Origin of the sequence: Jeotgalibacillus sp. R-1-5s-1 (assembly GCF_004405105.1) — a bacterium.
Classification (GTDB): Bacteria; Bacillota; Bacilli; order Bacillales; family Jeotgalibacillaceae; genus Jeotgalibacillus.
The window spans coordinates 223,210-238,825 of record NZ_SORW01000053.1 but is presented as its reverse complement, the minus strand read 5'-3'; the positions used below and the strand labels follow the sequence as shown (position 1 = coordinate 238,825).

The window sequence follows — 15,616 nt, the reverse complement described above, 5'->3', positions numbered from 1 at the left end:
GGCATGAGTTGCCGGTTTTTTCATATACTCTTGTAAACCAAATGGCGGATGAAAAGAGTGATGTGATGAATCGGACAACACCCTTAAAGCTGGAAATGGACAGGAAGCGCAGACAGAGATCCGTCCCGAAAAAAAAACATGATTTACGGTACCCGTTTGTTCAAAAACTGCTGGTGAAGATTGTTCTGTCTGGTTTGATTGTGGTTTTGTTCTCAGTGGACCATATGATCCCTTTACTTAAATCACCTGTGTCCGAGATGAGAAGCGCGATGCATTCAACCTTCAATTTTGCGGAAGGTTATCAGAAATGGGGAACACTGACCGGACTCGTAAATGAACAAACGGTAATGGATTCAGGGAGGTATGCCATCCCTGTCACACTTTCGCAGGATCAGGTGCTTGAAGCAGGAGCGCTGGTTTTTATTCCGGCAGAGACGAATGAACAGGTAATAGCATTGCGGGCAGGGATGGTTCTCTTTACTGGATTAATAGATGGAGAAGGAGCGGTTGTTATTCAGCATACTGATTCAAAACAGACGGTTTATACTCCGGTCATAACGAACAGTCTGAAACCGTTTGATTATGTGAAAACCGGACAGGTTATTGGAACATCTGCTGGTGAATCCGGCTTTCACTTCAAGGTCAGCGGGAGTGATTCATTGATTCATGATGTTGAAGTGCAGACGACATCGGATGAGTAGGGTTATCCCTAAAATTTCCATTCATCCATCACTGTGGATTTTTGCCCTTCTATCATTTCTGAGCGGACAATTTTCTTCCTTTTTCCTGCTCTTCTTTTATATCTGCCTCCATGAAATCGGACATGTTCTTGCAGCATGGCTCTTAGGGTGGAAGATTGAAAAAGTGGCGCTTTTACCTTTTGGGGGTCAGATGCAGGCTCGTGGTATTCTGGACAGGGAGATTCTGGAGGAGTCGGTCGTGACGCTGTCGGGTCCTTTTGTAAATGTGTTGATCATTGTAATTCTTTCCGTTTTTTTTCATGACTGGTCAGGTTTTCATGAAAGTATCAGAATGAATCTTCAGCTTTTAGTATTTAACATGCTGCCGATATGGCCGCTTGATGGTGGCAGGCTTGTCTATTTATTTGCGGCATCCTTTCTTCCGTTTAAAAAAGCGAACCTGTGGGTGTGCCGGATCAGTTTGTTCGGCATTGCCCTTTTATTTTTGATGATCCTGCAGCAATCGTTTCAGCTGCAGTGGTTACTTCTTCTTGGATATACCTTGTTTTGCTGTCTGGATCATCTGAAAAATCTGCCTGTGATCGAGCAGCAGTTTTTCCTTGAAAGATGGAAGTCTGATCAGGGGCGTGGTAAAATGATCCCGGAAATCGTTCAGCAGGAGCTGACGGTAAAAGATTTGGTAAAGAAATTAAAAAAGGGGAAGCGGCAAACATTTATTCTGACATGGAATGGGAACATCAGAAAAATGAATGACACCGAGATCGCCAGGATCTACTTCCGGCTGCCGCCCTCATCATACAGGTGATAAAATGTTAAAACGACTGTTAATCAGCACGCGGACAACTGAAAAAAAGTGGGCGCTGCTGTATGATCATAAACCCGAAAAAATAGCACTGTATCCTGCCTTCCGTCAAACGAAGATTGGAAACGTCTACAGTGGCTATGTGACAAGCGTAAAAGCATCGCTGAATGCCGCCTTCGTCTCATTTGACCATGGAGTAAACGGCTATCTGTCCCTGAAAGATGTGCCGGGCGGGAAAGTTCATCAGGGTCAGCGTTTGCTCGTTCAGGTAAAAAAAGATGAGGAAGGGACAAAGGGTCCAGTACTGACGGCTAACCTAGAATGTCAGGGAAAATGGCTCGTGTATTTTCCATACGGTGAAACGGTGCATCTGTCTAAAAAGATCACCGACCGGACTGTGCGGCAAAACCTGACAGACTGGGCGAAAACGTCTTTAACCAGTACTGAAGGGCTTCTTGTGCGGACTGAGGCTCAGGTCGCACCGGTTCAGGAGCTGATGGATGAGTTAACATCGTTACGCTCAACTGTGACAGGGTGGGAACAATCTTTTTCTTCTGGAAAAGGTGAATTTCTCATTAAAGAAGAGACACTGTATTTAAAAGAATTAAAAGAACTCATAAAAAAAGAAAATCCTGATGAAATCGTTTCAGATGACAGTGAAGTTGCAGTCAGGCTGAAAAACCTCACTGACAAAGAAATCGAACTTTATCTGGATGATGTGGATCTCTTTTCAGCTTTTATGAAAGATGATGTGCATGAGCTCATGACCAGACAGCACGTCTGGCTGGATGGAGGCAGTTCGATTGTCATTGATTCACTTGAAGCGCTAACGGTCATTGATGTGAACTCCGGTAAAAACGCCGGACAAAAGGAGCAGCAGCGAGCAATTATGTCCATCAACCGGAAGGCGGCAGCTGAGGTCATGAGACAAATCAGACTGCGTGATCTCCACGGAATCATGATCATCGATTTTATCAACCTTAAAAGTGAACGTGATAAGCAGGAGATTGAACAGCTGCTGAAGAAGGAATCTGAAAAAGACGATAAACATGTTCATTTCGCCGGATATACTGAGCTGAACCTGTATCAGCTGACCCGAAAAAAAACCCGGCCATCCTACGAATCCGTTTATCTCGTTCCTTGTAAAGCTTGCGGAGGGAGCGGGAAAGTCCGTTCTGCGGAAGCTGTCCTGCTTGAAATGGAGCAGGAGCTGCTTGAAAAACGCCGCACGCTGGACAAGGCGGTCATTTACCTGACTGCTGACTTACATGAATGCATGCAAAAGGATCCTTCCTTTATCAACTGGATTCGGGACCAATTAAATATTGACGTTACTTTTAAAGAGATCTCACATAGTCATCCTTATTATGAAATTATGCAGTAAAAAGCCGGTGACCATTCTGTGTCATAAAGAAAACGTTTTTGCCAGTCATGAAAAGTGAAATATCCGGAAAAGCACATTGACACCATGATTCCAATTGTGATAGTATTCATATGTTACTGTTTGTAGCACCCGTGCTACAACCGCTCATTACAGGTCTTAAGCGCTTTTAAAGCCACCTGGCAAATGGCGAGTCTGAGTGAATTGAGGAGGTGCATTGGAATGTACGCAATTATCGAAACTGGCGGTAAGCAGATCAGAGTCGTTGAAGGTCAAGAGATCTACATCGAGAAGCTTAACGCTGAAGCAGGCGAAGAAATCACGTTTGACAAAGTTCTTTTCGTAGGTGGAGACAGCGTAAAGGTAGGAAGCCCATTAGTATCAGGCGCTACAGTTACAGCTAAAGTTGAAAAACAGGGTCGCGCTAAAAAGATCACTGTATTCAAATACAAGCCGAAGAAAAATCAACACCGCAAGCTTGGTCACCGCCAGCCTTACACTAAAGTTGTAATCGGCAAGATCAACGCTTAAGGATTTCTATGATACGAGTGATCGTTGAACGAAATTCTGACGGTATGATTAGCGCTTTTCAAATGGATGGACATGCCGACTTTGCCGAACATGGCAAGGATCTGGTATGTGCCGGTGCCTCAGCAGTTTCATTTGGTGCGGTAAATGCTGTGTTCAGCCTTACGTCAGTGGAACCAGCCATTGAACAGGGAGAAGACGGCGGCTATCTCCGGGTAGAATTTCCGCAGCATATGGATCAGGCTGAAGCCGGTAAAGTTCAGCTGATTATGGAAAGCATGATTGTCTCACTTGAGACGATTCAACAGGAATACGGGCAATACATTAAAATAACCTTCAAATAGTGGGAGGTGGAGTACATGCTAAGATTAGATCTTCAATTTTTCGCATCGAAAAAGGGAGTAGGTTCTACAAAGAACGGTCGTGATTCAATCTCTAAGCGTCTAGGCGCTAAGCGTGCGGACGGTCAGTTCGTAACAGGTGGTTCTATCCTTTTCCGTCAGCGCGGAACTAAGATTTATCCTGGAGTCAACGTTGGCCGCGGAGGAGACGACACTCTTTTCGCTAAGACAGACGGCGTTGTTCGCTTTGAGCGTATGGGCCGCGACAAGAAAAAAGTCAGCGTATATCCAGCTGCACAGGAAGCGTAAGCATCCAGAAACTCTGGCCATTTTCGGTCAGAGTTTCTTTTTTTGTTTAGAAGTACCGTCATTCTTTTGATATACTAGACTACAAGTTAACATGACAGGCAAAGGAGGGGACCGATGAAACGTTCAAAGCAAAAGCTTGAGCTTCTGCAGCATAGCCGCCATGACTGGCTTAATAAACTGCAGATCATAAAGGGAAACCTGGAGCTGTCAAATGTAGACCGCGCTAGAAAAATTATTGATGATATCATCATTGAAGCCAGACAGGAAGCACACCTGACATCATTTGGTGTCCCGGGATTTGCTGAATGGCTTTTAACGTATAACTGGTATAGGACAGGTCCTCTTAAAATAGGGTATGAATTTATGGATCAGATGAATATTCCGGAACATTTTGATTCGGTTCTGCTTTCCTGGGCTGAATCATGTGCAGCCTCGCTTGAACAGGCAGCACCTGACTCAGTTGATCATGAACTTTACTTTATTTTTCAAAAAGAAGAGGATGGCTGTTTCTCAATCACAGTCGAATTTGACGGGGGAGAACTGCAGCAGCCGCCATCATCCCTTGTGCCGAAACCGGACCGGGCAGAGGTTGAATGGATTAGCGATTCACGCACATCCTTTACAGTACAGGTAAAGTTTAGTGATGAGAACACAGAAATTGAAAGCAAGAAATAGGAGGATTCATACATGTTTGTAGATCAGGTCAAGATATATGTAAAAGGCGGAGACGGTGGCGATGGAATGGTCGCTTTCCGCCGTGAGAAATACGTGCCGATGGGAGGACCTGCCGGCGGTGATGGCGGAAGAGGAGCTAACGTCGTATTCATCGTGGAAGAAGGCTTAAGAACCCTCATGGACTTCAGATACCAGCGTCATTTCAAGGCGCCTAAAGGTGAAAACGGAATGTCCAAAAATCAGCATGGCCGCGGAGCCGACGATATGGTCGTGAAAGTACCGCCTGGCACAGTCGTGAAAGATGAATCAACAGGTGAAGTAATTGCCGATCTGACAGAGCACGGACAGACAGCGATTATTGCAAAGGGTGGACGAGGCGGCCGCGGTAATTCCCGTTTTGCATCTCCTTCTAACCCGGCACCTGAGCTTTCTGAAAAAGGAGAGCCAGGGCAGGAACGCAATGTCGTTATGGAGCTGAAGCTGCTCGCTGATGTTGGTCTTGTCGGTTTCCCAAGTGTAGGGAAATCCACGTTGCTGTCAGTTGTATCAGCTGCAAAGCCGAAAATTGCAGAGTATCACTTTACAACGATTGCACCTAACCTTGGAATGGTTGAAACAGAAGATAACCGTACGTTCGTAATGGCAGATCTTCCGGGACTGATCGAAGGGGCACACTCAGGTGTCGGACTGGGACATCAGTTCCTGCGACATATCGAACGGACTCGGGTTATTGTTCACGTGGTAGACATGTCAGCTCTTGAAGGGCGCGACCCGTATGAAGATTATCTGACGATTAATAACGAGCTGAAAGAATATAATCTCCGTTTAACGGAACGTCCACAGGTCGTTGTGGCGAACAAAATGGATATGCCGGATGCAGAAGAAAACCTGCAAGCTTTCCGTGAAAAGGTCGGTGAAGAAGTTCAGATCTTCCCGATTTCAGCCATTTCACGTCAAGGCTTGAAAGAGCTTCTTTATACGGTTGCTGATCTGATTGAAAGCACGCCGGAATTCCCTCTTCAGGAAGCGGAAAAGGATGAAACGATCAACCGCGTTCTTTATAAGCACGAAGGGAAACAGGATGATTTTGTCATCACCCGTGATCCGGACGGAAGCTTCGTGATTACCGGTGATTCGATTGAACGTCTGTTTAAGATGACTGATTTCAGCCGTGAAGAGTCCATCCGCCGTTTTGCGCGTCAGCTGCGTGCAATGGGTGTGGATGATGCCCTGCGCGAACGCGGTGCTGAGAACGGCGATACCGTGAAGATTATTGAATTCGAATTTGACTTTGTAGAATAAGGCGGGAGTGAAGAAGGTGCCAAAGAAAACGATTGATGAAAAATTTTATCTGGTCCGGGAGGATGTCCTTCCGGAAGCGATGCAAAAAACGCTTGAAGCCAAACAGCTTCTTGAGAGAGGAAAAGCAGGCTCGGTATGGGAAGCAGTTCGCGAGGTGGATTTAAGCAGAAGTGCGTTCTACAAATACCGGGATACTGTATTTCCTTTTCATACCATCGTTAAGGAAAGAATCATTACTCTTTTCTTTCATTTAGAGGATCGTTCAGGCACCTTATCACAGCTCCTAGGTCTTGTCGCTTCCTGTCAGTGCAACATCCTGACGATTCACCAGACCATTCCGTTGCAGGGAAGGGCGAATGTGACCCTGTCATTGAACGTCACAGATATGAATGTCAGTTTGGACGAAATGCTGACACGACTGAAGAAACTTGAGTTTGTTGAAAAAGTGGAGGTTCTCGGTTCGGGTGCCTGATTTTGAAATAGAGAAGGTGTAATCGTGAAAATAGCTTACTTAGGTCCTGAAGCATCTTTTACCCACCATGCAGTAAAGAGTGCTTTCACAAATGAAGATTTAATTCCTTTTGCTACGATTCCGGACTGCCTGGAGGCGTTATCTGAAGGGAAGGTTGATCGCGCTGCAGTGCCGCTTGAAAATGCACTGGAAGGATCTGTACCGATTACGGTGGATTATTTATTTCATGATGCCGATCTTCATATAACAGCAGAGCTGGTCTCTCCAATTGAACAGCATTTAATGGTTCATCCCGACAACCTGTCGAGATGGCAGGATGTTGAAAAAATTCTGTCTCACTCACATGCGCTTGCCCAATGTCATAAATATCTCTACTACCGTTTTCGCGGTAGAGAGCTCGAGCCTGTTACATCAACGGCTGCAGCAGCTAAATATGTCGGTGAACATCCTGAGGAAAATATCGCAGCAATCGGCAACAGTCTTGCTGCCCATACATACGGATTAAAAATCGTAGAAGAAAACATTCATGACTTTCACTTTAACCATACACGGTTTGTTGTGCTCTCTAGAGATCCTGTAACTGAGACTTTAACGCTCGATGGAAGTGCTGCCAAGGCAACACTCATGATTACACTGCCATCCGACGACCGTCCCGGAGCCCTGCATCAGGTATTGTCAGCATTTGCATGGCGCCAGCTTAGTCTGAGTAAAATTGAATCAAGACCGCTGAAAACCGGACTTGGCAACTACTTCTTTATCGTAGATGTGGAACAGGCTGCTGACAGCATACTTGTTCAGGGAGCCATCGAAGAACTTGAAGCACTTGGCTGCAAAGTGAAAATTCTCGGCAGCTATAAAAAATATCCGATACAATCGTGATGAATGTAGCGGTTTATAAAAACAAAAGCGGAACAAACTGAATATCGTTTGTTCCGCTTTATTTTGTTTCTTGATTTTTCTTAAGTGGGCTTCACTCAGTAAGAGTAAGTTTTATGCAATAAAGGCCCGGGTTGAGGAAAGTCAGGAGGAAGCTTTTATAGCTAAGAACAGTTTCGATGTTTCTAACAACAAATCCGGAAGGGCTATCGACAGAAAATAGATGTCTATCAACATCATTAGTCATGCTATCGACGAAACAAGCTTTCTGAAATAGTCTATCGACATAAACTGCTTACCTAACGACAGAAATGGTCGTGTGATCGACATCAGCAATCGTTATTGACAAGGTTATTCTGCTAGAGGGTATGGCAGGGGCGGCTCTCTAATTATAAAAATGGTCTGGACAAACATGACAACGTTTGTCCAGACCATTTTTTATTCTTCAATCAGAATCCCTGCTTCAAGCAGCTCCTTTTCCACCTTTTCAATAATAGAAGCATGATCTGCTTCGATCTCGTGAAGGTGTATACCCTCGGTCAGCTCAGATAAAAGTCCAGCTTCGGTTTCCTTCACCTGCTCCATGAAGCGCTTCACCTCATTTGGTGAGTGCAGCATAAGTGAAGCAGTCAAATCTCCGTATAAGGGATGTTCAATGGATACATTCTTAACAGTCGCACCATTATTCACAATTATTAAAAGCTCAGTTTCTGCCTGAGCCGGGGTATGCTTGCATACAATTTTTTTTGTCACCCGCACAGATGGGGTGGACGGCATATATAAATAACCCTGACTCGTCGCCAGAATAGGTTCTTCTTTTGCTTTTAACAGGTTGATGTCACTGACAATCACCTGTCGGCTGACATTCATTCTCTCAGCAAGCGTACTACCCGTGATGGGACTGATCGAATCACGCAGTGTCAATAAAATTTGCTGGCGTCTCTGTTCACCTGCTGTCTTGCGGTCACTTGGCATTCCTCTAACCTCTTTCTTGTAAGTCTCTGACGATATTGTATCATAAATGAAATCTTTTCATAGGATATATGGAACGATTCATGGAGGTGGCAAAATGAAAATTCATATTGTCCAAAAGGGTGACACCTTATGGAATATCGCAAAACAATACAATGTTCCTTTCGATCAGCTGAAGGCAGCCAATACACAACTTGCAAATCCGGATATGATTATGCCGGGAATGAAAATTAAAGTCCCGTCAGCCGCAGCAAAAAAAGAACTGAAGATGGAAATGACCCACCCTTATGCAGAGGTGAAACCAGCCTACCCTGAGATGAAAGAGCAGATGCAATATCCGGTTTATACACATCCCGAAATTGATCTTCATCAGACTTACAACATTCATATGCAGCAGCTGGCAGGTCAAATGCCGTCCTTCATGATGCCGACGCCTCCGCCATTCCCGGCTCCGGTGCAGGCTCCGGAAATGGTGAGTGAAAAAGCAAAAGAAGAAGTGGCAGAAGAACCAATGGTGATGGGAGTGCAGGAAATGCCGTATGGGTGTCCGTCGGATCACTGCTGGCCAATTTCACCGGTCATGCCAGGCTCAGGCCTCGATTGTCCAATGCCATACGGCGTCCCATTTTCTCCAATGATGGGGCCGAACCAAATGGAGATGCCTCAAATGCAGGAAGTTGCAGGCGTCCAGCAGCAACCACCTTATAACGGACAAATGCCAATGCAGGAAGCCGCTCAATTGCAAATGATGCCATACCAAAATTCGCCGATGATGATGCCGCCTCAAGGCCATATGATGCCACCACATCACTACTGTCAATGCGGCTGCAACAAACCCCATCAAGGCATGCCATACCCAATGCCGTTTCGGGGATACTAAGCAGTAAATTGATATTAATTTATTAAGCAGTCATGTCTGTTCTATATTATTCAGAGGGACGGGGACATCCGAAGACTCCTGCGGCAGAGAAGCGACAGGTGAGACAGCGTAGTGCGAAGCACTAGCTGGCTCACCGCGCGGCCGCGGAAAGCGAAGGATGTCCCCGTCCCGGCTTTCGAAAAGCGGAAGCGACTCGTCCAACCCCAGTTTCATGAATAAAAAACAACATCAACCGCAAACTAAGTAACAAAAAAGCAGGTGAACACATTGAAGTATTTCATCCTATCAGCAGCCCTACTCACTATACTCAGCATTCCGCAACACACATCAGCCCATACCATCACCATTGATTTCGAAACAATCTTCCTCGACGGAGAAAAAGGAACAGAAACACGTCAGGAAAACTTTGAAGCCATGGAAGATTTCTGGTCCCTTTACGAAGGGTGGCAGCTGGTAGACATGTCAGAAGAGAAAGTCGTTCTCAGAAAAAGCAGGGAAGAGCTTTCCCCACTCAGCGCAATGAACGGCTATACACCGCTCATCACAAAAGAATAAAGGTGAAAACGAAAAGTGGTCCCCCGGGCCGCTTTTTTTTGTCTAGCTCCGGCGACTAGCCCCTCGAGGTCATAAGCCAAAAATGAACGAGGGTAAAGAGCAACCCTCTTTTCATTTTTGTCTTATGCTTGTCGGGGCTGGGCGAGTCGCCTGCGCTTTTCTAGATGTCCAGCTCCGGTTCGCAGCGGCTAATGCGCTTCCCTCAGCTCATTTCGATAAGTCAACATCGGATCGCTAACGCTCTCCGTGTTTCCTTTATCTTAATCGCTTCAGTCCACCGCATACGCCGCTAAACGCTCACCTCCGCTTTTCTCGATGTCTAGCTTCGGCGGGCAGGGACTAGCAAACTTCCCGTCCTCTCGTTCGATAAGTCAACATCGGTTCACTTCGTTCACCGTGTTTCCTTTATCTTCGTCGAGTCCGGTCCAGTTTGTACGTCCCTAAACGCCCGCCTGCGCTTTTCTTTAACGATTTCAACGGTTCGTGCGCTCTGTTCTGAAATCTGTTAAAATAGAACGGATGTTTCTATTTATCTTAAATAGTCAGATTTTAAAGCGTTAAAAATATGGTACAATGGAGAATGGACTGAAAGGAAGATACCTTGATGTATGAATATATAAAAGGCGAAATTGCATATATTGCAACCGAATATGTTGTGTCGGATCATCATGGACTTGGTTATAAAATATATATGCCAAATCCATTTATTATGGCGTCGAAAAAAGGGCAGACTGTTCAAATTTTTACATACCAGCATGTTCGCGAGGACCAGCTGACGTTATTCGGTTTCCCGACAATGGAAGAGAAGCTGCTTTTTACAAAGCTCCTAAGTGTTTCGGGGATTGGACCTAAGGGGGCACTTGCCGTTTTGGCTTCCGGTGCACCTGAACAGGTTATTGAAGCGATTGAAAATGAGAATGAAACACTGCTTGTAAAATTCCCGGGGGTCGGCAAGAAAACGGCCCGTCAGATGATTTTAGATCTGAAAGGAAAACTTCAGGATGTCGTCCCTGATTACTTCCCTAACCTGTTTACAGAACCGGCTGAGGAGAAGAATGAAGCTGAGACTGCACTGGAAGAAGCGATGCTCGCGCTTGAAGCACTCGGGTATTCCGAGAGGGAAACAAAGAAAATAAAACCTGTCCTGCTAAAAGAAGTGATGACAACCGATCAATATATTAAAAAAGGGCTGCAGCTCATGTTAAAACTGAAGTAAAGGAGGGGACAGCATGGAAGAGCGCATCATGACCGGTGAAGCAAACCTGGAAGACCAGACGCTTGAGCAATCAATCAGGCCACAGCTGCTGAGTACGTATATTGGTCAGGACCAGGTGAAAAAGAACCTTGAAATCTATATCGAAGCAGCTAAAAACAGGCAGGAGACTCTTGACCATGTCCTTCTTTACGGACCGCCGGGGCTTGGGAAAACAACGCTTGCCGCGGTTATTGCCAATGAAATGAATGTGAACCTCAGGACGACTGCAGGACCGGCGATTGAACGTCCAGGTGATCTTGCCGCCATTTTATCAGCGCTTGAACCGGGGGATGTTCTATTCATAGATGAGATTCACAGACTGCCGCGTGCGATTGAAGAAGTATTGTATCCTGCAATGGAGGATTTCTGTCTGGATATCGTGATCGGTACCGGTCCGAGTGCACGGTCAGTGAGACTGGATTTACCACCATTTACGCTGGTTGGTGCTACGACAAGAGCAGGTGCGATTTCTGCGCCGCTCAGAGATCGTTTCGGTGTCCTCAGCCGCCTGGAATATTATAATGAAGAGCAGTTAATTGATATAGTATGCCGTACAGCTGATATTTTTAATACGGAGATTGATGAACAGGGCGCTGCTGAAATTGCCCGTCGTTCAAGAGGAACACCGCGTATCGCGAACCGTCTGTTGCGACGTGTACGTGATTATGCACAGGTACGGGGAAACGGGGATATTACGCTTCCGATTGCACAATCATCTCTCGAACTATTGCAGGTGGACCGAATGGGGCTTGATCATATCGATCATAAGCTATTGACAGGCATTATTGAGCGGTTCCGGGGTGGCCCGGTAGGACTTGATACGATTGCTGCGAGTATTGGCGAGGAATCTACGACGATTGAAGATGTGTATGAACCTTATCTGCTGCAAATCGGTTTTCTGCAGCGCACACCGAGGGGCCGTATTGTAACGCCACTTGTTTATCAGCATTTTAATATGGAGGTACCCGAGTGAGTCTTCCAAAAATGATGATGGTTGCCGGTGCGGCTTTACTCATTGCAGGGTTTTTACTGCAATTTATAAAAGCGGGCCGTCTGCCTGGAGATATTGTGATTAAACGGGAAAATTTCACGGTTTATTTTCCGATCGTGACATCGATTCTGCTCAGTCTTATTTTGACGGGGATCTTTTTTCTGATCGGAAGGTTTCGATAATAAGGAGCTGTAAGGAAAATGAATATCAATGATTTTGATTTTGAACTGCCTGAAGAACTGATTGCACAGGTTCCGCTTGAGGATCGGACTTCGAGCAGGTTAATGGTTCTAGATAAGAAAACAGGTAAGGTGGAGCATCACTCATTTCGTGAAATACTGCAGTATTTAAACGAGGGTGACTGCCTTGTCCTGAATGATACGAAAGTGCTGCCTGCCCGCCTGATCGGTGAAAAGGAAGAAACGGGCGCGGCTATTGAAGTGCTGCTTCTGAAACAGATTGAAGGGGACAAGTGGGAAACGCTTGTGAAACCTGCTAAAAGAATCAAGCCGGGAACGAAAATCTCATTTGGCAACGGTTTGCTGACAGCTGAGTGTCTGGAGACAGGTGAGCAGGGAGGAAGAATACTGGAATTTTCCTATGACGGTATTTTTTATGAACTGCTGGACGAGTTAGGTGATATGCCACTGCCTCCTTACATTAAGGAAAAGCTGGATGACAGAGACCGTTATCAGACCGTTTTTGCCAAAGAGAGAGGTTCTGCCGCTGCCCCGACTGCAGGTCTTCATTTCACGGAAGAGCTGCTTGAGGAAATTCAGAAAAAAGGCGTAAAGCTTGCTTTTATTACACTGCACGTCGGTCTTGGCACATTCCGCCCTGTATCAGTGGACAGCATTGAAGAGCATGACATGCACAGTGAGTATTATCTGTTGTCTGAAGAAAATGCGGACATTCTGAATGTAACGCGTGAAAACGGCGGGCGGATTATTACCGTTGGCACGACCTCAACACGCACGCTTGAAACGATTGCGGATGAAGAGGGAAGGTTTAATGCTCAATCGGGCTGGACCGATATTTTTATTTATCCGGGGTATAAGTTCAAAGCGTCTGATGTCTTATTAACGAATTTTCATTTACCCAAATCCACACTGATTATGCTCGTGAGCGCAATGGCTGGAAGAGAACATACGCTGAACGCCTATCATGAAGCAGTAAAAGAAAAGTATCGCTTTTTCAGTTTTGGCGATGCGATGCTGATTAAGTAGAGAGGAGCATTCTCCATTGAGTGCAATACGATATGAACATATAAAAACATGTAAACAAACTGGTGCAAGGCTCGGAATCGTGCATACACCGCACGGATCATTTGAAACACCGACCTTTATGCCGGTTGGAACAATGGCAACGGTTAAAACGATGTCACCTGAAGATTTGAAGGAATTGAATGCGGGCATTATTTTAAGTAATACGTATCACCTCTGGCTGCGTCCGGGCCATGACATTATCAGAGAAGCAGGCGGCCTTCATAAATTTATGAACTGGGATCGTCCGATTTTAACGGATTCAGGCGGTTTTCAGGTGTTTTCATTAAGTAAATTCCGTGATATCAAAGAAGAAGGCGTGCATTTCAGAAATCATATTAATGGAGACAAGCTGTTTTTAAGTCCTGAAAAAGCAATGGAAATTCAAAATGCGCTCGGTTCCGATATCATGATGGCTTTTGATGAGTGCCCGCCTTATCCGGCTGAAGAAAAGTATATGAAGGATTCTGTTGAGCGGACAACCAGATGGGCAGAGCGCTGCCTTGAAGCGCATGCAAGACCTCATGATCAGGGGCTGTTCGGCATTATTCAGGGTGGCGAATATGAGCACCTGCGTCGTCAAAGTGCCCGCGATCTTGTGTCTATGGATTTCCCTGGCTATGCGGTTGGGGGATTATCAGTAGGTGAACCGAAGGACGTGATGAATCGCGTGCTTGAATTCACAACACCGTGGATGCCTGAAGATAAGCCGCGTTATCTGATGGGAGTCGGTTCTCCGGATTCACTGATTGATGGGGCAATCCGCGGAATTGATATGTTCGACTGTGTGCTGCCGACACGTATCGCTCGAAATGGTACCCTGATGACAAGTGAAGGAAGACTTGTTGTAAAAAATGCGAAGTATGCCCGTGACTTTGGACCGCTGGATCCTAACTGTGATTGCCATGTTTGTAAAAATTATTCACGTGCATATATCCGTCACTTAATTAAATGTGAAGAAACGTTCGGAATCAGGTTAACTACTTATCATAACCTGCATTTTCTGATAAACTTAATGGGGCAAGTCCGCCAGGCGATCAGAGAAGATAGACTTGGCGATTTCCGCGAAGAGTTTTTTGAACAGTACGGTTTTAACCAGCCGAATGCAAAAAACTTCTAATAGATAACTGCACGAAGGGAGGAGTTAAATCAGTATGGATATGTTATTGACGTTGGCACCGCTTATTCTGATGTTCGGTTTGATGTACCTTTTCTTAATCCGTCCACAGCAAAAGCGCCAGAAGAAAGTAATGGAAATGCAAAACAGCTTAAGCAAAGGTGATAAGATTGTCACGATTGGCGGTCTTCACGGTATCATTGATGCGCTTGACGAAGGTCAGGTTGTCATTAAGTGTGGAGACGGAAGCCGTTTAACTTATGATCGCAATGCGATTCGTGAGGTTGTAGAGAAAAATTCTGCTATGTAAATAGGGGATCGACTGCTTAAAGAAAAAAAGCTGCCTGAGGGCGGCTTTTTTTCTTTTTATATATTTTTAATACATAAACCCGGGGCTGGGGCACCCTACGCTTTCCTTTGTCTAGCTCCGGCGGGCAGGGACTAGCAAACTTCCCGTCCCCTCGTCCGATAAGTCAACATCAACTCACTCTGTTCGCTGTGTTTCCTTTATCTCCGTCGGGGCCAGTCCAGTTTGTACGTCCCTGAACGCCCGCCTCCGCTTTTCCAAGGCCGAGCGGTGAACCCCTTGTGCTCCGCACAATGGTTTCACCTGTCCCTTTCCGCCACAGGAGTCTTCGGGTGCCCCAGCCCCTCTGAATATCAAAAGTCCCCCTGCCTTAAGATATAATGTTTATTAATAAACCGGGGGCTGTGCGACTTTTCAGTGTATGGTATAGAATAACTGCAAGCTGTATTGAGTCTGAAGTGACTGATATTCAGGATTTGTTAAACAGGTTGACGCCGGCGACTCCTCCGGTGCAGGAGAGGAGGAGGAGGCCGGTGTAGTGGAAGAGGTGAGACCATTCAAACTGGATGGGCCAGGCTGTCCATATGGATAAGGTGATGAGTAAAAGTCCTGTGATGACGCCAACGATCCAGCCGTGACTTTTGGAGAAAGCGCCGCCTGCCATGCTGCCGATGACGGCAAAAACAAAGACGGATCCGTTGAGCCATTTTGATGCGGTTGTTTCGGTCATGGATGTGAAGTGGAGAAGGGTGGCAAAGAGACAGGATGACAGGAGTGCAAGGATTAAGATGGTAATGATTGCACCGCTTGTACCTTTAAAGACATTGATCCAGGAAGACATGTGATCCCTTCTTTCTGAGTAGTTTCTTAAATTTCGGGAACGCTATCGT

20 protein-coding genes and 1 other annotated feature are annotated in these 15,616 nt (G+C 45.8%); of the genes, 18 read left to right on the top strand and 2 right to left on the bottom strand.

Annotated elements, in window-relative coordinates; translation table 11 throughout:
- Positions 1-65 precede the first annotated feature (65 nt).
- The 10 genes from E2491_RS16650 (at position 66) to pheA (ending at position 7,390) form a co-directional block, all read left to right on the top strand.
- Positions 66-701 carry a M23 family metallopeptidase gene (locus E2491_RS16650; RefSeq protein ID WP_166805923.1) on the top strand — a complete coding sequence of 212 codons (636 nt, stop codon included), beginning with the start codon at positions 66-68 and terminating at the stop codon, positions 699-701.
- Entirely contained in the window at positions 694-1,506 is an 813-nt protein-coding gene (locus tag E2491_RS16645) for a site-2 protease family protein (protein WP_134376747.1), read from the top strand. The genes E2491_RS16650 and E2491_RS16645 overlap by 8 nt, the downstream gene beginning before the upstream one ends.
- Before the next feature lie 4 nt (positions 1,507-1,510).
- Positions 1,511-2,887 (top strand): ribonuclease E/G, encoded by a 1,377-nt coding sequence (locus E2491_RS16640; protein WP_166805922.1) that lies wholly within the window; start codon positions 1,511-1,513, stop codon positions 2,885-2,887.
- 128 nt (positions 2,888-3,015) lie between these two features.
- Positions 3,016-3,091, top strand: a sequence feature (ribosomal protein L21 leader region).
- Positions 3,092-3,106: 15 nt separating this feature from the next.
- A complete protein-coding gene (gene rplU, locus E2491_RS16635) occupies positions 3,107-3,415 on the top strand; it encodes a 50S ribosomal protein L21 (protein ID WP_134376745.1) in 309 nt (102 codons plus the stop codon).
- A gap of 8 nt (positions 3,416-3,423) precedes the next feature.
- Positions 3,424-3,756 (top strand): ribosomal-processing cysteine protease Prp, encoded by a 333-nt coding sequence (locus tag E2491_RS16630; protein WP_134376744.1) that lies wholly within the window; start codon positions 3,424-3,426, stop codon positions 3,754-3,756.
- Between the two features lie 15 nt (positions 3,757-3,771).
- Positions 3,772-4,062: a 50S ribosomal protein L27 gene (gene rpmA, locus E2491_RS16625; RefSeq protein ID WP_134376743.1), complete on the top strand. Its 291-nt coding sequence runs from the start codon at positions 3,772-3,774 to the stop codon at positions 4,060-4,062.
- 114 nt (positions 4,063-4,176) lie between these two features.
- Positions 4,177-4,737, top strand: coding sequence for a Spo0B domain-containing protein (locus E2491_RS16620; RefSeq protein WP_134376742.1), 561 nt, complete (start codon positions 4,177-4,179; stop codon positions 4,735-4,737).
- A gap of 12 nt (positions 4,738-4,749) precedes the next feature.
- The gene (gene obgE, locus E2491_RS16615) at positions 4,750-6,039 is read left to right on the top strand and encodes a GTPase ObgE (RefSeq protein WP_134376741.1); all 1,290 of its coding nucleotides are present in this window, start codon (positions 4,750-4,752) and stop codon (positions 6,037-6,039) included.
- Positions 6,040-6,055: 16 nt separating this feature from the next.
- Positions 6,056-6,511, top strand: a complete 456-nt coding sequence (locus E2491_RS16610; protein WP_134376740.1) for an ACT domain-containing protein — start codon at positions 6,056-6,058, stop codon at positions 6,509-6,511.
- A gap of 24 nt (positions 6,512-6,535) precedes the next feature.
- On the top strand, positions 6,536-7,390 hold the full coding sequence (gene pheA, locus E2491_RS16605) for a prephenate dehydratase (protein WP_134376739.1): 855 nt from the start codon (positions 6,536-6,538) through the stop codon (positions 7,388-7,390).
- Positions 7,391-7,825: 435 nt separating this feature from the next.
- On the opposite strand, the gene E2491_RS16600 is transcribed toward pheA, so the two are convergent.
- Positions 7,826-8,362, bottom strand: a complete 537-nt coding sequence (locus tag E2491_RS16600; protein ID WP_134376738.1) for a transcription repressor NadR — start codon at positions 8,360-8,362, stop codon at positions 7,826-7,828.
- Between the two features lie 94 nt (positions 8,363-8,456).
- On the opposite strand from E2491_RS16600, the gene safA reads away from it, so the two are divergent.
- The 8 genes from safA to yajC all read left to right on the top strand — a co-directional run bounded on the left by safA (position 8,457) and on the right by yajC (position 14,729).
- The gene (gene safA, locus E2491_RS17805; RefSeq protein ID WP_134376737.1) at positions 8,457-9,239 is read left to right on the top strand and encodes a SafA/ExsA family spore coat assembly protein; all 783 of its coding nucleotides are present in this window, start codon (positions 8,457-8,459) and stop codon (positions 9,237-9,239) included.
- Positions 9,240-9,506: 267 nt separating this feature from the next.
- The gene (locus E2491_RS16590) at positions 9,507-9,794 is read left to right on the top strand and encodes a BofC N-terminal domain-containing protein (protein WP_166805921.1); all 288 of its coding nucleotides are present in this window, start codon (positions 9,507-9,509) and stop codon (positions 9,792-9,794) included.
- Between the two features lie 604 nt (positions 9,795-10,398).
- Entirely contained in the window at positions 10,399-11,010 is a 612-nt protein-coding gene (ruvA, locus tag E2491_RS16585; RefSeq protein ID WP_134376735.1) for a Holliday junction branch migration protein RuvA, read from the top strand.
- Between the two features lie 13 nt (positions 11,011-11,023).
- A complete protein-coding gene (gene ruvB / locus E2491_RS16580) occupies positions 11,024-12,022 on the top strand; it encodes a Holliday junction branch migration DNA helicase RuvB (protein ID WP_134376734.1) in 999 nt (332 codons plus the stop codon).
- Positions 12,023-12,033: 11 nt separating this feature from the next.
- Positions 12,034-12,222: a DUF2905 domain-containing protein gene (locus E2491_RS16575; protein WP_134376896.1), complete on the top strand. Its 189-nt coding sequence runs from the start codon at positions 12,034-12,036 to the stop codon at positions 12,220-12,222.
- Positions 12,223-12,240: 18 nt separating this feature from the next.
- Positions 12,241-13,266 (top strand): tRNA preQ1(34) S-adenosylmethionine ribosyltransferase-isomerase QueA, encoded by a 1,026-nt coding sequence (gene queA / locus E2491_RS16570; RefSeq protein WP_134376733.1) that lies wholly within the window; start codon positions 12,241-12,243, stop codon positions 13,264-13,266.
- Positions 13,267-13,282: 16 nt separating this feature from the next.
- Positions 13,283-14,422, top strand: coding sequence for a tRNA guanosine(34) transglycosylase Tgt (gene tgt / locus E2491_RS16565; protein ID WP_134376732.1), 1,140 nt, complete (start codon positions 13,283-13,285; stop codon positions 14,420-14,422).
- 34 nt (positions 14,423-14,456) lie between these two features.
- Complete coding sequence (gene yajC / locus E2491_RS16560) at positions 14,457-14,729, top strand: preprotein translocase subunit YajC (protein WP_134376731.1); 273 nt, start codon at positions 14,457-14,459, stop codon at positions 14,727-14,729.
- Positions 14,730-15,195: 466 nt separating this feature from the next.
- Here yajC and E2491_RS16555 read toward each other — a convergent pair whose 3' ends face one another.
- Positions 15,196-15,567 carry a TIGR04086 family membrane protein gene (locus E2491_RS16555; RefSeq protein WP_134376730.1) on the bottom strand — a complete coding sequence of 124 codons (372 nt, stop codon included), beginning with the start codon at positions 15,565-15,567 and terminating at the stop codon, positions 15,196-15,198.
- Positions 15,568-15,616: the final 49 nt, after the last annotated feature.

Coding starts and splice junctions, on each gene's coding strand:
- E2491_RS16630 (WP_134376744.1), top strand. CDS start 3,424: ATGATACGAGTGATCGTTGAACGAAATTCTGACGGTATGATTAGCGCT.
- E2491_RS16645 (WP_134376747.1), top strand. CDS start 694: ATGAGTAGGGTTATCCCTAAAATTTCCATTCATCCATCACTGTGGATT.
- rplU (WP_134376745.1), top strand. CDS start 3,107: ATGTACGCAATTATCGAAACTGGCGGTAAGCAGATCAGAGTCGTTGAA.
- E2491_RS16620 (WP_134376742.1), top strand. CDS start 4,177: ATGAAACGTTCAAAGCAAAAGCTTGAGCTTCTGCAGCATAGCCGCCAT.
- E2491_RS16555 (WP_134376730.1), bottom strand. CDS start 15,567: ATGTCTTCCTGGATCAATGTCTTTAAAGGTACAAGCGGTGCAATCATT.
- yajC (WP_134376731.1), top strand. CDS start 14,457: ATGGATATGTTATTGACGTTGGCACCGCTTATTCTGATGTTCGGTTTG.
- E2491_RS16600 (WP_134376738.1), bottom strand. CDS start 8,362: ATGCCAAGTGACCGCAAGACAGCAGGTGAACAGAGACGCCAGCAAATT.
- ruvB (WP_134376734.1), top strand. CDS start 11,024: ATGGAAGAGCGCATCATGACCGGTGAAGCAAACCTGGAAGACCAGACG.
- E2491_RS16650 (WP_166805923.1), top strand. CDS start 66: ATGAATCGGACAACACCCTTAAAGCTGGAAATGGACAGGAAGCGCAGA.
- safA (WP_134376737.1), top strand. CDS start 8,457: ATGAAAATTCATATTGTCCAAAAGGGTGACACCTTATGGAATATCGCA.
- rpmA (WP_134376743.1), top strand. CDS start 3,772: ATGCTAAGATTAGATCTTCAATTTTTCGCATCGAAAAAGGGAGTAGGT.
- obgE (WP_134376741.1), top strand. CDS start 4,750: ATGTTTGTAGATCAGGTCAAGATATATGTAAAAGGCGGAGACGGTGGC.
- E2491_RS16575 (WP_134376896.1), top strand. CDS start 12,034: ATGATGATGGTTGCCGGTGCGGCTTTACTCATTGCAGGGTTTTTACTG.
- queA (WP_134376733.1), top strand. CDS start 12,241: ATGAATATCAATGATTTTGATTTTGAACTGCCTGAAGAACTGATTGCA.
- ruvA (WP_134376735.1), top strand. CDS start 10,399: ATGTATGAATATATAAAAGGCGAAATTGCATATATTGCAACCGAATAT.
- E2491_RS16640 (WP_166805922.1), top strand. CDS start 1,511: ATGTTAAAACGACTGTTAATCAGCACGCGGACAACTGAAAAAAAGTGG.